Here is a 14879-nt window from a genome sequence, read left to right on the forward strand (position 1 = left end):
GTTTTTCAACGTTCAGGTTAAGCGGGTTGATGGCTGTGTTGCGGGTTTTGCTTGTTTTTGTTGCTTTTTTCATTGTCGGTTGCGCGGATCGGAAACTGGAGCAGGCTGGTGATGTCCGGCCACTGGAAGTGACGTGGGAGGTCTTGCCCTACAAGCTGTCCGGGACGATCAATCTGACAACGAAAGCCGTTTATATTTCCGATGAAAATGGCGGTCGTTGTGAGGCTTCGTCCAAACCGCTCACCGCTTCGACCGGTATCTGGTCCGTGGTCTGTGAAAATGGCAGGTCCGCAAAAGGAAACTATCAGGCCCTCGGGGCAGGAAAGGGGGCCAGAGGCTCCGGTTCTGATGATCAGGGCAACAGTGTTGATTACGTCATCGGTACGAAATAGAAACTGCTGTCTCTCTATGCTTCTTCGTTGAAGCGCTCGCGGAGCCAGTTCAGGAAGATGGCGACCTCTGAACGCGGGGCCAGGTTACCGGTGCTTTCAATCAGGTAGTGTCCCTGTTCCAGCACAACCGGGGGGCCAGACGTTACAACAGGTTCTCCCTTCTGTATCATGGTGTCTGCAAAGCGCTTCAGAACACAGGCCAGACCTGCCTTGAGCGTAACCATTTCAAAAGCGATGGCTGTGGTATCGACAACGAGCCTGGGACGGGAGCTGTCCAGATTGAGGGACTGTGCTGAGAAATAGCGCGCCCAGTGATCATCGAAGCCCAGAATGTGAATCAGCTGCTCTTCTTTGATGTCTTTCCAGTCAAAGGGCTGTCCGGCAGGCGCCAGATCGCCGTGGATGATGGGAACAATCGCTTCGGAACTGAGCTTCTCGCACCGGACACCCGGCCATTGACCGTGCCCGAAGCGGATCTCGATGTCATTGATTTCGTGGTCGGGAGCCTCGGTAAAGATACTGGTTGTGATCTTCAGTTTGATGTCGGGATGTTCCTGCCAGAAAGCGGGAAGCCTCGGGGCAAGCCAGAGCACCATGGTTGTAATGGGAAGCTTCAGATTGACTTCATTGCTGCCGGAAGGACCGAAGAGACCGTTTGTTGACAGGGTTAAATCGTTCAGCGCTCTCCTGATCGCAGGCAGGTAGGCTTCTGCTGCCTTGGTCAGGCGCAGGTTTCGCGGTTGCCTGTTGAAGAGTTTCTCGCCGAGCTGTGTTTCCAGAACCTTGATATGCAGGCTGACAGCAGCCTGGGTCATGCCAAGCTCCTGTGCGGCGGCTGTAAAGTTCAGGTGGCGGGCTGCTGCCTCGAAGGTCCGCAACACGTTCAGGTTTGGAAGTTTGCGCATGATCAACGATAAATAAATTGGGATATTATGGCCATTTTATATTGTTTTTATTGTTTTAAAAACTGTGAAAAATGAGAAGGGAGCTTTTCGGAAAACTGGAAAAAAGAAGGTCGTCATGTCAGAGATGCCGCTAGAGGAACCTGTGAAAAAACCGGCAAACAGGAAATGGAACTATGTGCCTGACCTGCCGCTGGATTATGCCCCTTACTGGCATTGGCCTCCAAAACCTGTAACCTTTCTGAAGTGGGTCTGGCAGAACTGGCTGCAGACATCAGATCGTTCGCTCTATGTGATTTTTGCCTTTGTTGTGGCCTTCTGGATGCAGCCTGTCACAGAGGCGCAGGCCCTGTTGAGACCGGACTGGATGGCGGCTGTTGTGGTGCGCAATGCTGTTGTTCTGAGCATTGTTGCCGGGGGCCTGCATTTCTGGTTTTACGGGATAGATGGACAGGGCAATGTGCTCAAATATGATCCGCGTCCGATCTCGAAGAAGCGCAACACGTTGTTCAGGCTCAACTATCAGGTCTGGGACAACATGTTCTATTCCCTGCTCAGCGGGGTGCCGATCGCTTCTGCATTCGAGATTTTCCTCAGATGGAACTACGCGCAGGATGCCTTGCCGACGGTGAGCTTTGCAGGAAATCCCTTCTGGTATGTTGCGCTTTTCCCCCTGCTGGCCTTGTGGCAGAGCTTCCATTTCTATGTTGTTCATCGCCTGTTGCACGTCCCGGCACTCTACAAAAGATTTCACGATGTTCATCACCGCAATATCAACCCCGGTCCCTGGTCCGGGATGTCGATGCACCCTGTAGAGCATCTCTTTTATTTCAGCAGTCTGTTGATTTTCCTGATTGTTCCGTCCGATCCGGTGCACATGCTGTTTTTGCTCTACTGGCAGATGCTGGGTGCGGCATCCTCCCACTCGGGCTATGAGGCGGTCTGGGTGAAAGACAAATCCCGCCTGTTGCTGGGAGCGTTCTTTCACCAGATGCATCACCGTTATTTTGAATGCAATTACGGGAACGGTGAAATGCCCTGGGACAAGTGGTTCGGGAGCTATCACGATGGTACTGAGGCAGGCGAGGCGATGATGAAAGAGCGCCGCAAGCGTTTGCGTGAAACAAAAGGCTGAAGCCCAAAAGCCCCGCAAGTCCGGCGGGGCTTTTTTCTGCCTACTTCAGAAGCTCTTCCTCAAAGGGAAAGCGGGAGAGCAGTTCGATGCCGTCTTCCCGGATCAGAACCTGCTGTTCCAGCTTGACGCCTTCCCTGCCGCCGTCCTCGCCAATGTAGCTTTCAACGCAGATGGTCATGCCGGGCAGCAGGACACCGTTGTATCCGGCATTCGGGAAGTCACCGTGGTGATAAAGGTAGGGGTATTCGCCCGTCAGCCCCACTCCGTGGGCGGAGAGATAGTAACGGTTCTTGTAGTATTTTTCCGGAATGTTCCAGGCTTCATCGGCATATTCCGCAAAGGTCATGCCGGGTCTGAGTATCTCCATGTTGTGGTGAACCTGTTCATAGGCGACCTTGTAGAGCGTGCGTTGCAACTCGGTCGGTTTGTCGGGACCGGCATGGAAGGTGCGGGAAAAATCGGCATAGTAGCCGTGGCATCCGACAACATCGGTGTCGAGGGCGACCAGCTCGTTTTCGCCGATGACATTGTGCGCGGTTTCCTGAAACCAGGGATTTGTGCGTTCCCCGGCGCTGAGCAGGCGGGTTTCAATGTAATCGCCGTTTTGTTCGATAACGGCCTGATGGAGAACAGACCAGAGTTCATTCTCTGTCAGGCCCGGTCGCAGGGCTTCTCTCAGGCGTTGAACGCCAACTTCGGTTGCGCGAAGGGAGGCACGCACACACTTCATTTCCTCTTCGGATTTGATGGCCCGTGCGCGTTCAACAGGTTCCTGGGCATCCACGATACGCAATCCCAGTTCCTTCAGGGCAATGGCTGTCCCGGCATTGAGGCGTTCGAGACCGACTGTTGCATGCTTTCTGGTCAGTTCAACGATCAGCGCGTTCATCTCCTGCGCCCAGGCCTTTTCCCGCTCGGCAATCAGTGGCCCTGCGGCAACGTAGCTGGCTGTTTTGGAAGCGCGCACCTCATCAATGGTTTCGAAGCCTTCAGCCAGATGTTCGCAGCCTGTAAACTCGAAGAGGATGGATCTGTTTGCCGTCAGCAAAAGGTAACGCGACGGAGCATTGCGCTGGCAGAAGATCTGCATGTTGCGTGCCCCTGTGGCATAGCGGATGTTGATCGGGTCGGACAGGATAACAGCATCAATGTTGCGTTTTGCCATCTCCTTGCGCACCTGTCCAAGGCGATAGAGGCGTACAGCACTCAGATCAATACCCTCGCTTTCAGGCGAGCGGTCCAGAAGGGCGAGTCCGTTCAGATCGCTGCGTTCGGCGTGCCAGTCAAAATTGGCCATGTCTCTCTCCGTCGATTTTGATTGCTTTTCCCTATTTTTCGTTATCTGTTATTTAAGTAAACTGTATAAAAAATCCTGTTTGAAATAACCAAAGGTTATGTATTGTGCGCAGAAAGAGCCTGCCTCCCCTGGACAGTCTGATCTTTTTTGAAGCAGCGGCCCGTCTGAACTCCTTTACCCTTGCGGCAGAGGAGCTTTTTGTGACGCAGGCCGCGGTCAGCAAGCGTATTCGCCAGCTGGAAGAGCATCTGGGATCTGCGTTGTTCAAGCGGATCGGGCGCAAGCTTTTCCTGACAGACCGTGGCGAGCTGTTGCGCGAAAAGGTTTCGATGGGGCTGGATTACTTCGACGCCGTTTTTTCGGAGTTTTCTGCCCGCCAGCAAACGCGGGTCAGCGTGGCCTCCAACTCTGCTGTCACGATGTTCTGGCTGATGCCCAGGGTAAAGGAGTTCAGCCTGTCAGAAGCCTCCTGCCAGATTGATCTGGGCAACACCGACAATCAGGAGGATCTGATTCAGGGCGACAATGATCTGATCGTGATTTACGACCGCAAGGGCGAGGTTCCGGGCTGGAACGCATCTTTGTTGTTTCCCGAGATTCTTGTTCCGGTTGTTCACCCGGATATCCTGAAAGCGGACAGCCGCCTGAAAGAGGCTCCCCTGCTGGATTACACGCGTCTGGCACCGGACTGGAGCAACTGGGGGAGTGTCCTTCCCCGGATGGATGCACCTGATCTGGTCCATCGACCAGTGGTCCGTTGCAGAAGCTTTGCGCACACGATCGGTGCGGCTGTTCGTGGAGAGGGTGTTGCCCTGGGAAGCCTGTATCTGTTGCATAACGAGCTGGCAAACGGGACGCTGACTGTCCTGGGAAATCAGCGTTACGAAACGGGTTTGAGCTATTATCTCTGTCACAGGGCGGGGCTTGCCCTGAGCGCCGAGAGCAGGACTTTTTGCGATTATCTTCTGACAGGTTTGTCTGCCTGAGCAGAGAGGCAGACCTGCAAAAGAAAAGCCCTGCTTTGGAGAGCAGGGCTTGCAAGGTTCCCGGTGTTTTGTGACCGGGAGGAAACAGGATCCGGTGTGCCGTCAGACCTTCCAGAAGCAGAAGGTCCCCCAGCACAGCGCCAGACCCAGTGGGGTCCAGAGCTGGGCATCCGTAAAGCCCAGCCATGCCAGAAAGATGTAGGTTGATCCCAGAAGAGCGATAAAAAGGCGGTCACCACGGGTTGTGGTCAGCCCGAGGACGCCCTTTCGTTCAGCCCCGCCAGGCTTGCGCACCTCGATAAAGGCAAGCAGGCCGATTGCGGAAAAGATACCGATAAAGAGTGCTGCTGTGGGCCAGGTCCAGGCCATCCAACTCAACATTATACCCTCCCCAGGGCAAAGCCCTTGGCGATGTAGTTACGCACAAAATAGATGACAATCGCGCCGGGGATGATTGTCAGAACCCCGGCAGCGGCCAGCAGCCCCAGTTCGAAACCGGCAGAGGACGAGGTCTTGGTCATCACTGCTGCAATCGGTTTGGCGGCAACGGCTGTCAGGGTCTTGGCCAGCAGCAGCTCCACCCAGGAGAACATGAAGCAGAAGAAGGCGGCGACACCGATCCCGGCCTTGATGGTCGGGACGAAGATCTTCAGGAAGAAGGCCGGGAAGGAATAGCCGTCAACATAGGCGGTCTCGTCCAGTTCCTTTGGAACGCCGCTCATGAAGCCCTCGAGGATCCAGACAGCCAGTGGAATGTTGAACAGGCAGTGTGCCAGTGCAACAGCCAGATGGGTGTCAAAGATGCCGACAGCCGAATAGAGCTGGAAGAAGGGCAGGGCAAAGACGGCGGCAGGTGCCATGCGGTTTGTCAGCAGCCAGAAGAAGAGGTGCTTGTCCCCGAGGAAACGATAGCGGGAGAAGGCATAGGCTGCCGGCAGGGCCGCTGCGAGCGAGATGATGGTGTTCAGGCTCACGTAGCCGATGGAGTTGATGTAACCCCAGTACCAGCTTGGGTCGGTGAAGATCACAGCGTAGTTCTCGATGGTCCAGGTCTGCGGGAACAGGGAGAAGCCACCCAGAATCTCGTTGGTGGTTTTGAAACTCATCGCCACCAGCCAGTAGATCGGCAGCAGCAGGAAGAGAATGTAGATGATCGGTACAAGCGCACGGGCTTTCATGGTTTCGGCCTCCTTATTGCGCGTCGTCTTTGGTCATGATGGTGTAGAACAACCAGGACACCAGCAGTGTCACGGCAAAATAGATCAGTGACATGGCCGCAGCCGGTCCCAGATCGAATTGCCCCAAGGCGGTCTTCACCAGATCAATGGACAGGAGTGTGGTCGAGTTGCCCGGGCCACCGCCTGTCAGGACGAAAGGTTCTGTGTAGATGTTGAAGCTGTCCATGAAGCGCAGCAGGACGGCAATGGTCAGAACGCGCTTCATTTTCGGCAGCTGGATGTAACGGAAAACCGCCCAGTTGGAGGCTCCGTCAATCTTTGCCGCCTGATAGTAGGCATCCGGAATGGAGATAATCCCGGCGTAGGACAGCAGCACAACCAGAGAGGTCCAGTGCCAGACATCCATCACGATGATGGTGATCCAGGCCGCCAGCGGACTGCGGGTCATGTTGTACTCAATCCCCAGAACCTCGTTGATGGTGTAACCGGCCAGACCGATATCCGGCAGGGTAAAGATATTCCACATCGCACCGACAACGTTCCATGGAATCAGAAGCGGCAAGGCCATCAGGACGAGACAGACCGGAACCCAGAAACCCTTGCGCGGCATGGCCAGTGCAATGGCAACGCCAAGGGGAATTTCGATCAGCAGGATCGTGATGGTGAACAAGGCCTGGCGACCAAGGGCACCGTGGAAGCGCTCGGAACGCAGAACCTGCTGGAACCAGTCGAGGCCCTGCCAGAAGAAGAGGTTGTCACCAAAGGTTTCCTGAACAGAGTAATTGACCACTGTCATCAGGGGAACCAGAGCGTTGAAGGCCACCAGAATCAGAACAGGCAGCACAAAGAACCAGGCTTTTTGATTCAGGGTTTTCATGCCTTTGCCTCCTCGGTTGCGATCCAGCCATCGGCATAGACGCGCGTGTATTCAGGCTGGAAGTGCAGTGTCACCTCGTCACCGGCGGCCGGCAGATCGCCTTCGGTAATGGCGTTGATGCGGTGTTCGCCGACAAGAACCTCGACCACGTTCTGGTGACCAAGATCGACGGCTTTGCGCACTGTGCCGCCCAGCGTGTTGCTGTCCCCGGCCTTGCCCAGAGAGACGTGTTCCGGGCGAATGCCGATTTCCGTTCTTGCGCTGTCTGGACTGGCTGCGAGATCGGCCCGGATCGGACCTTCCAGTTCCAGAGCCTGCTGGTTGAACAGGGCTTTTCCATCCAGAATTTCACACGGCAGGATGTTCATGCCGGGCGAGCCGATGAAGTGTCCGACAAAGGTGTGTGCCGGACGCTCGAACAGTTCGATCGGTGTGCCGACCTGAACCACTTCCCCCTCCTGCATAACCACGACCTGATCGGCAAAGGTCAGGGCCTCTGTCTGGTCGTGTGTCACATAGATCATGGTGACGTTGACTTTCTGGTGCAGTTCCTTGAGCTTGGAACGCAGCTTCCATTTCAGAAGCGGGTCAATCACTGTCAGCGGCTCGTCAAACATGATGACGTTGACGTCGTCACGAACGAGGCCGCGGCCCATGGAGATTTTCTGCTTGTTGTCCGGTGTCAGACCGGAGGCACGCTGGCTGAGCATGTCATCCAGCTCCAGCATGGTCGAGATTTCACGCACGCGCTGTTCAATCCGGTCTTCTGCGATACCGCGGTTGCGAAGCGGGAAGGCCAGATTGTCATAGACGGTCATGGTGTCGTAGATCACCGGAAACTGGAACACCTGCGCAATGTTGCGCTCGTCCGGTGCCAGACTGGTCACATCCTGATCGTTGAAGAGAATGCGTCCCTCGCTCGGGATCAGAAGGCCGGAGATAATGTTGAGAAGGGTAGACTTGCCACATCCGGATGGCCCGAGCAGAGCATAGGCCCCGCCGTCGGACCATTTCAGGTCCATCTGTTTCAGGGCATAGTCGGACTGCTTTTTGGGATTGGGCAGATAGCTGTGGCGAAGGCCGTCAAGCGTGATTTCAGCCATGAGCGCCTCCTGTTGCGGCGAGTGAGCCGTTTTGATCGAAATAGAAACACGCTGTTGGATCAAAGAAGAAGCTGTGCTTTTCGCCAACATTGTAGGGGTGAACGCCGGAGGCCAGGGAAACCCATGAAGAGTCCTGTCCCGGACGGAAGTGGGCAACAGAGTCGGAACCGGAAATCTCGGTGATCTCGACCACACCATCCAGCGCGACAGAGCAGCTTTCTGTTCTTGTCGGAACGACAAAGTGCGGGCGAATGGCAACAGTGTAGGTGCCGTCAGCCAGCGATGCCGATGAACCGGTTGCCTCCCATGTCACGGATGTACCCAGAGAAAAGCTGGTGCCTTTCTTGGTAACGGTCGCGCGGTTGATGGGAGGATCGGAAAAGACTTCTGCAGCCGTCAGATTCTGGGGCTTGCGGTAAACATCGCCGGTTGCGCCGCTTTGGGTGATGCGGCCTTCGTGCATCAGGATTGTCTGACCGCCCAGCATCAGGGCTTCTGCCGGTTCGGAGGTTGCGTAGACCACGATCGATCCCCGGTTTGCAAAGAGATCCGGAAGCTGGTCGCGCAGTTCTTCGCGCAGTTTGTAATCCAGGTTTGCAAGGGGCTCGTCGAGGAAAATGGCTGTGCTTTCCTTGACGATTGCACGGGCAAGCGCGCAACGCTGCTGCTGGCCGCCGGAGAGTTCCCCGGGCTTGCGTTCCAGCATGGGTTCCAGTTTCAGGATTTCCGCGGCTTCGTGGACGCGGGTTCTGATCTCGTCTTTCGGAATACCGGCAACGCGCAGAGGGGACGCGATGTTCTCGTAAACGGAAAGATGAGGGTAGTTGACAAAAAACTGGTGAACCAGCGCGATGTTGCGCTTTTGCGGGCTGATGCCGGTGACGTCCTGACCGTTCATCAGGACCTGGCCTTCTGTGGGCCTTTCCAGTCCGGCCAGGATTTTGATCAGGGTGCTCTTGCCGGCATTGGTTGCGCCCAGCAGCACATTGAAACCGCCTGGTTCCAGTTTGAGTGAAGTATCATAGATGTGGGTTTCGGACCCAACCTTGTGTGTGATGTTTTTTAGCTCTAACGCCATACCATGTCCTGCTGCTTGCGCTGCATTCCCTCGTTTTTCAATGTCAGACCTGCCGACGGTTTTCAGGCAAGCCGAACGAAAAAGCCGAGACCTCACGGGGAGGCCCCGGCTTTCATTATATCAGACTGTCAAAAGGGCTGATGATCAGTTGGACGCCCAGCGGGCAACCAGCTCGTCATAGTTGACGGTCTGGCCCTGTGGCTTTTCGTTGTCCAGTTTCGCTTTCGCGCCACCCTTGCCGAGCCATTCGGACGGATCCTTCGGCTCGTTCAGGCGTGGACCACAACCACCGTATACGTTCGCAGCCCTGTCAGCCGCTTCCATACGGGCCATGACCAGGTCCATTTCCTCGGCCAGACGGTCCATCGCTTCCTGCGGAGTAAAGGCACCGGAGTTTACGTCACCGATCTGCTGCCACCAGATTTGCGCCAGCTTTGGATAGTCAGGAACGTTGACGCCGGTCGGGGACCAGGCCACACGGTCAGGAGAACGATAGAATTCAACCAGACCACCCAGGTTCTCTGCACGTTCGGAGAAGGACTCGTGATTGACAGAGCTGTCACGGATAAAGGTCAGACCCACGTGGGACTTCTTCACGTCAACTGTTTTGGAAACAACAAACTGGGCGTAGAGCCAGGCTGCCTTTGCACGATCCAGCGGAGTGGATTTCAGGATTGTCCAGGAACCAACGTCCTGATAGCCAACCTTCTGGCCTTTTTCCCAGTAGGGACCGTGCGGGGATGGAGCCATGCGCCACAGTGGCTTGCCTGCCTCATCCACAGTGTTGTTGCCTTCAGATTTCGGCTTGACCATGTCAGCTGTAAAGGCTGTGTACCAGAAGATCTGCTGGGCAACGTTACCCTGGCTGAGAGCCGGCAGGGACTGGTAGAAGTCGAAGGATGCCGCACCGGGAGGAGCGTAGTTGCGCAGCCATTCGTCCCACTTGCGGATCGCATAGACCGCAGCCGGACCGTTGGCAGCACCACCGCGGCTTACAGAAGCACCGGCCGGGTTACAGGAACCCGCTTCCATGCGGATGCCCCACTCGTCGATCGGAACACCGTTCGGCTCACCCTTGGAACCGGCGCCGGCCATGGAAAGCCAGGCATCGGTCATACGCCAGCCGAGGTCAGGCGCGCGCTTGCCGTAATCCATGTGACCATAAATTGTCGTGCCGTCGATTTCCTTCACATCCTTGGAGAAGAACTCGGCAATGTCTTCGTAGGCAGACCAGTTTACCGGAACGCCCAGATCATAGCCGTACTTGTCCTTGAAGGCTTTTTGCAGGTCTTCGCGGTCAAACCAGTCCTTGCGGAACCAGTAGAGGTTCGCGAACTGCTGGTCCGGCAGCTGATAGAGATCGCCATCCGGTCCTGTGGTGAACTGGGTGCCCATGAAGTCACCCAGGTCCAGACCCGGGTTGGTGACGTCCTTGCCGTCGCCTGCCATGAAGTCTGTCAGGTTGTAGGCCAGCTGCAGACGGGAGTGCGTACCGATCAGATCGGAGTCATTCACGTAGGCATCATAGAGGTTACGCTTGGTTTGCATCTGTGTCTGGACAGCCTGCACAACCTCGCCTTCACCCAGAATCTGGTGGTTGACCTTGATGCCTGTGATTTCTTCGAACGCCTTGGTCAGAACTTCTGACTCGTAGCTGTGTGTTGGAATGCCTTCGGAAAGGACATTGATTTCCATACCTTTGAACGGCTCGGATGCATTGATGAACCATTGCATTTCGTTCAGCTGTTCATCCTTGGAGAGAGCGGATGGCTGGAATTCCTGATCAATCCATTTTTTCGCGGCTTCAACATCTGCCATAGCGGCAGGGGACAGAGCCAGAACAGCCATGGCGGCTGTGGCCCCGAGTAGATATTTTTTCATTGCGTGTCTCCCTGTGGGTCAGAGTCTTTCGCTCATTCGTTTTCATATATGAAAGACGGGAAGATGTTCACTTGATCATAAGTGAAAGTCAATAGAAAAGCTTGCAGGGCTTTTGGCAGAGACAGATTTTCATGATAAAAGACCAAAAACAGGGAGCCGGTATGGTCTTCAGGATGTTGAAATGAACATTCTTTGGATATTCTGATACAATCCGGAAACAGCAGTGTGGTGAACAGGGAAAGAAAACTTTATGGAGCTTACACAACGTCAGCTTGAAATACTAACGACAATTCGCGCTGATGGCAGTGTCGAGGTGGACAGGCTGGCGACGCATTACAATGTAACGACCCAGACAGTGCGTCGCGATCTTGCTGTCCTGTGCCAGCGGGGACTTGCCATGCGTACCCATGGTGGTGCGCGCCAGATGGTTTCTGTTTCCAACCAGGATTACTCGGAACGTCGTGTCCAGCAGATCGAAGAGAAAAAACGCATTGCGGAACTGGCTGCGGGTCTGATTCCCAACCGCTGCTCCGTGGCATTGAACATCGGCACGACAACCGAGCAGGTTGCCCTGGCCCTTTCCCGTCACGAGCAGCTGATTGTGCTGTCAAACAATGTAAACATTATCGCCTCTTTCTTCGGCTCGCAGGTCAAGGAGCTGATTCAGGTTGGCGGATCTGTCCGGCAGAGTGATGGCGCTGTTATTGGCGAGGAAGCTGTTTCCTTTATCTCGCGCTACAAGGTTGACTATGCAATCCTCGGGGCCTCTGCGCTGGATGAGGATGGCGATATTCTGGACTATGACGGACGCGAGGTTGCTGTTTCGCGTGCGATCATGGCCAATGCGCGGGTGAACATACTGGTTTGTGACAGCAGCAAGTTCGAGCGTTCTGCGCCTTACAAGATCTGCCATGCTGCAGATCTGGACTATATTATCATGGAGCAAACACCTCCTGCCGGCTTCCGCCAGATGGCCGAGGCAGGTGGTGCCAAGATCATCTGTCCCTAGAGCACCGGGTCTGTGTTTTTGTGAAAGTTCCTTCTGTGTTCAGGGCCGGGAGGCCCCGACAGCAGGCGTCCCGTGCAGGCAGCGAGGAATGACCGGAAAGCTCTCTGTCAGGTAATAGGCATAGGTGCCTCCGGGAAATTCCGGTGTTTTGGCAAAGCGACCATTGCAGTCATCCAGATCACCCGAGCCGTGCCTGTATTGATAATCGCGTGTAAAGGTACCGTCGTAATGGCCTCCGGGATTTCCCTCGTCCGAGGGGCGGTGCCCGCTTTTCAGGTTGTAGCTTGATGTCAGGGCAACAATGCCGGAGCTAGTGTCCTGTGGATCACTGAAGCCAAAGGCAGCGTAAATCGGAAAGCCGTCTGTGGCCCAGCCCACAATGGGCGAGTGTCTGTCCGCCCGGACATTCATGGCTTCCAGCAAAAGGGTGGGCAATCCGTGATAGTGATATTTTCCTGTCGGCTGAACGTGGGCATGGTTGTGATCCAGCCCCAGCTCTATGGCACCGGAAAGAGCCTCGTATTGCCAGCCGCTTCTCCTGTTCCCCTGAAAAAACTCGTCAGCACCCGGATCAAAGGGTACGCCGTTCACGGCCCAGCCAGGTTCGCGAATTGCTGTGGCGCGTTCCTTCCATTCGGGATTGAGTGGAATGCGGACAGAAATGCTCTGTTCTGAAATGCGGTTGGGATTTCCGGAATTCGGGAACTGCCCGGTCAGGTGATCGGGGATCGCGTTGGCCCTGATGATTCGCCAGTTTCCTTCGACATCCGAAAAGTAGCGGTTGTCCGTTGGGGGTTGCTCTGTGGCGGGAACAAGATCAGGGGTGCCATTGGACTGGACAATCCCGTGCTGCCGTCCCGTGCGAGCAATTCCGCCGGGACGGGGAGGATGATCATCAAGGCGTGCACCTCCTCTTGCCGGAACACAGACAAGTCGCTCTGTCCGCGGCGGGATCCGGCAGCGACCATCCATGGCACCACGCCCTGTCTGAAAAGAGCAGGCTGCGTTTGCGGATTTGTCAAAGCAGGCTTCAAAGGCTTCGTTCGGGGGCGGTCTGATCCCTTCCGGCCCTGCGGTCTGGGCAATGGCCCATGAAAAGGAGGCTGTCAGGATCGCGCCTGTCAGCAGGATCTTTTTGTTCAGAGACATTCCGTCCGCCTTTCCCTGTATCCTGTTCAAAACTGTCTGGAAACAGCAATATGTGAGGAATCATTCATGCACACTGTGGCAAAGGCAAGACCGATTTCTGCAAAAATGCACGCTGTCTGCTGGTCATGCTGTCCGCTGCCGGATATCCTTTTTGCTGATGAGGTTCAGTGCGTTGCGCAAGTTTGGTCTGTTCGGATTACCGGGCGAATGATGGGGTGAGGCATCGGATGAAAAAGGGAACGCTTGTTCTTTTTTGCGGCAAGATGGGCGCCGGAAAAACAACGAAGGCACGGGAGATTACTCTGGAAAGAGGAGCGGTGCTGCTGTCAGAAGACGAGTGGCTTGCAGCCCTCTATCCCGATCAGATCTCCACGCTGGCCGACTACTCCGCTTGTTCCGGATTGCTGAAAACCCCGATCCGGGCGCTGGTGCAATCCGTCCTGTCGGCGGGAGTTGATGTGGTGATGGACTTTCCGGCAAACACCCTGTCACAAAGGACCTGGCTGCGAAGCCTCTGCGCTGAAGTGGAGGCACCCCATGAGCTGTTTTACCTCGATTTTTCGGATGAACGTTGTCTTGCGCAGATCGCCAAACGACGTCTTGAGCAGCCGGACAGGGCAAAAACAGACACACCCGGGATGTTCCATCTGGTGACAGGTTATTTCGAGGAACCCTCACCGGAGGAAGGCTTTCATCTGATTCGTATTTCGGAAAAGGGGTGAGGCTTTTCCTGCACAGGGAGTGCCGGTTGGGAGGACGCCCGGAATGAGGATTGCGGTCATAAAGACCGCTTTTAAAAGGATGACCGTAAGGGCCAGATGACTCAGCTGGGCGGATTGGGGAAATTCCCTGCACTGATGTTTTGGGAAGGCAGCAGGGCACAGCGTTTTCACCCTCTTTTCCCGGATCGTGAAACAATAAGATGCTGAAAAGTATGGTGCGCCCGGCAGGATTCGAACCTGCGACCCCAGGATTAGGAATCCTGTGCTCTATCCTGCTGAGCTACGGGCGCTGACAAAGGTCTTGTTTAAGCCTTTATAATCTATCGTGTCCTGACATCAAGAGCGAGTTGGACTTTTCAATGCAAAAGCCAAATTGCATCTTTACCTCCCGCAGGCCTTGGGATATGGTCCGCATCATTGTCGGCGCCTGAAACAGGCGCCCTTAAGGCACCCGTAGCTCAGCTGGATAGAGCGTTGCCCTCCGAAGGCAAAGGCCACAGGTTCGAATCCTGTCGGGTGCGCCATTGCTTCCCTGAAAACCGGTTTGTTGTCTCCACTGTTTCTGACAGGAAAAGTCAGGGGTATGGTTTTCTGTGTCTTGAAGACACCAGTGAGGATGGACAAAAAAGTCGCAGGGGGTCGGGCATTGCCCATTTTGATGTGAGGCTTTAGGATCAGGGTCAAAAGAAAAACATCAAAAAGCAGGGGATATGTTCAGGGGGCACGCAGGTTTGATGGACTGTTCGCGGTTGCAGGGGAGCGATGCTGTGTCTGTGCGGACGGTGATGTCATGGCTGGTGGTGGCCGTCTTCTCGGCTGTGCTGGCGGGGTCAGGCTTCGCTCATCGCGTGGCTGTACCCGAATTCACGCCCGAACTTCTGGACTATCTTGAATCCGGCGGATCGCTTTCAGATATCTGTGGCCCTTTTGACTCCGAAGGCTCCCTGATCCTTTCGGAGTGTGAAGCCTGTCGACTGGCAGAGGCTGTCTGCCTTCCTCCGCCTGCTTTGGAGCCGGTTGCCGCCGTTTCCCCCTCTGTTTCCCTGATCTGGTATCCTGTTGCGACAGCGCGGACCGGACATGTATTAGAGCCATCCCGTGCGCCCAGGGCTCCGCCCTTTCTCTGAGTCTTTTTCTTTCGACCAGAAACAGATTGTCCGTTTTGAACGG

Annotated in this window: 15 protein-coding genes and 2 tRNA genes; 7 read left to right on the forward strand and 10 right to left on the reverse strand. The window is 55.3% G+C overall.

What is annotated here, in order from left to right; translation table 11 throughout:
* Positions 1 to 29 precede the first annotated feature (29 nt).
* A complete protein-coding gene (locus tag AAAH10_RS12245) occupies positions 30 to 392 on the forward strand; it encodes a hypothetical protein (protein WP_343563942.1) in 363 nt (120 codons plus the stop codon).
* A gap of 14 nt (positions 393 to 406) precedes the next feature.
* Here the strand turns inward: AAAH10_RS12245 and AAAH10_RS12250 are convergent, their stop codons facing one another.
* Positions 407 to 1297: a LysR family transcriptional regulator gene (locus AAAH10_RS12250; RefSeq protein WP_343563944.1), complete on the reverse strand. Its 891-nt coding sequence runs from the start codon at positions 1295 to 1297 to the stop codon at positions 407 to 409.
* Between the two features lie 115 nt (positions 1298 to 1412).
* On the opposite strand from AAAH10_RS12250, the gene AAAH10_RS12255 reads away from it, so the two are divergent.
* Positions 1413 to 2429, forward strand: coding sequence for a sterol desaturase family protein (locus tag AAAH10_RS12255; RefSeq protein ID WP_343563946.1), 1017 nt, complete (start codon positions 1413 to 1415; stop codon positions 2427 to 2429).
* Positions 2430 to 2469: 40 nt separating this feature from the next.
* On the opposite strand, the gene AAAH10_RS12260 is transcribed toward AAAH10_RS12255, so the two are convergent.
* Entirely contained in the window at positions 2470 to 3726 is a 1257-nt protein-coding gene (locus AAAH10_RS12260; RefSeq protein WP_343563948.1) for a M24 family metallopeptidase, read from the reverse strand.
* A gap of 104 nt (positions 3727 to 3830) precedes the next feature.
* On the opposite strand from AAAH10_RS12260, the gene AAAH10_RS12265 reads away from it, so the two are divergent.
* The gene (locus AAAH10_RS12265; protein WP_343563951.1) at positions 3831 to 4712 is read left to right on the forward strand and encodes a LysR family transcriptional regulator; all 882 of its coding nucleotides are present in this window, start codon (positions 3831 to 3833) and stop codon (positions 4710 to 4712) included.
* A 102-nt stretch (positions 4713 to 4814) separates the two neighbouring features.
* On the opposite strand, the gene AAAH10_RS12270 is transcribed toward AAAH10_RS12265, so the two are convergent.
* From AAAH10_RS12270 to AAAH10_RS12295, 6 genes are all read right to left on the reverse strand, one after another.
* Entirely contained in the window at positions 4815 to 5093 is a 279-nt protein-coding gene (locus AAAH10_RS12270) for a DUF2160 domain-containing protein (protein WP_343563953.1), read from the reverse strand.
* Entirely contained in the window at positions 5093 to 5890 is a 798-nt protein-coding gene (locus AAAH10_RS12275; protein WP_343563956.1) for a carbohydrate ABC transporter permease, read from the reverse strand. The genes AAAH10_RS12270 and AAAH10_RS12275 overlap by 1 nt, the downstream gene beginning before the upstream one ends.
* A gap of 13 nt (positions 5891 to 5903) precedes the next feature.
* Complete coding sequence (locus AAAH10_RS12280; protein ID WP_343563958.1) at positions 5904 to 6767, reverse strand: carbohydrate ABC transporter permease; 864 nt, start codon at positions 6765 to 6767, stop codon at positions 5904 to 5906.
* Positions 6764 to 7870 (reverse strand): ABC transporter ATP-binding protein, encoded by a 1107-nt coding sequence (locus AAAH10_RS12285; RefSeq protein ID WP_343563959.1) that lies wholly within the window; start codon positions 7868 to 7870, stop codon positions 6764 to 6766. Before AAAH10_RS12285 ends, AAAH10_RS12280 begins: the two co-directional genes overlap by 4 nt.
* Positions 7863 to 8948: an ABC transporter ATP-binding protein gene (locus AAAH10_RS12290; RefSeq protein WP_343563960.1), complete on the reverse strand. Its 1086-nt coding sequence runs from the start codon at positions 8946 to 8948 to the stop codon at positions 7863 to 7865. The genes AAAH10_RS12285 and AAAH10_RS12290 overlap by 8 nt, the downstream gene beginning before the upstream one ends.
* A gap of 144 nt (positions 8949 to 9092) precedes the next feature.
* Positions 9093 to 10829: an ABC transporter substrate-binding protein gene (locus AAAH10_RS12295; RefSeq protein WP_343563962.1), complete on the reverse strand. Its 1737-nt coding sequence runs from the start codon at positions 10827 to 10829 to the stop codon at positions 9093 to 9095.
* 250 nt (positions 10830 to 11079) lie between these two features.
* On the opposite strand from AAAH10_RS12295, the gene AAAH10_RS12300 reads away from it, so the two are divergent.
* Complete coding sequence (locus AAAH10_RS12300; protein ID WP_343563964.1) at positions 11080 to 11838, forward strand: DeoR/GlpR family DNA-binding transcription regulator; 759 nt, start codon at positions 11080 to 11082, stop codon at positions 11836 to 11838.
* A gap of 39 nt (positions 11839 to 11877) precedes the next feature.
* On the opposite strand, the gene AAAH10_RS12305 is transcribed toward AAAH10_RS12300, so the two are convergent.
* Positions 11878 to 12987, reverse strand: coding sequence for a YHYH protein (locus tag AAAH10_RS12305; RefSeq protein ID WP_343563966.1), 1110 nt, complete (start codon positions 12985 to 12987; stop codon positions 11878 to 11880).
* A 227-nt stretch (positions 12988 to 13214) separates the two neighbouring features.
* On the opposite strand from AAAH10_RS12305, the gene AAAH10_RS12310 reads away from it, so the two are divergent.
* Positions 13215 to 13709 (forward strand): P-loop nucleotide/nucleoside kinase family protein, encoded by a 495-nt coding sequence (locus AAAH10_RS12310; protein ID WP_343563968.1) that lies wholly within the window; start codon positions 13215 to 13217, stop codon positions 13707 to 13709.
* 213 nt (positions 13710 to 13922) lie between these two features.
* Here the strand turns inward: AAAH10_RS12310 and AAAH10_RS12315 are convergent.
* Positions 13923 to 13999, reverse strand: a tRNA-Arg gene (locus tag AAAH10_RS12315).
* Between the two features lie 157 nt (positions 14000 to 14156).
* Here AAAH10_RS12315 and AAAH10_RS12320 point away from each other — a divergent pair.
* A tRNA-Arg gene (locus tag AAAH10_RS12320) sits at positions 14157 to 14233 on the forward strand.
* 243 nt (positions 14234 to 14476) lie between these two features.
* Positions 14477 to 14836 (forward strand): hypothetical protein, encoded by a 360-nt coding sequence (locus AAAH10_RS12325; RefSeq protein WP_343563970.1) that lies wholly within the window; start codon positions 14477 to 14479, stop codon positions 14834 to 14836.
* Positions 14837 to 14879 lie beyond the last annotated feature (43 nt).

The organism is Carbonatibacter coralli (assembly GCF_039592655.1).
Lineage (GTDB): Bacteria > Pseudomonadota > Alphaproteobacteria > Kiloniellales > Kiloniellaceae > Carbonatibacter > Carbonatibacter coralli.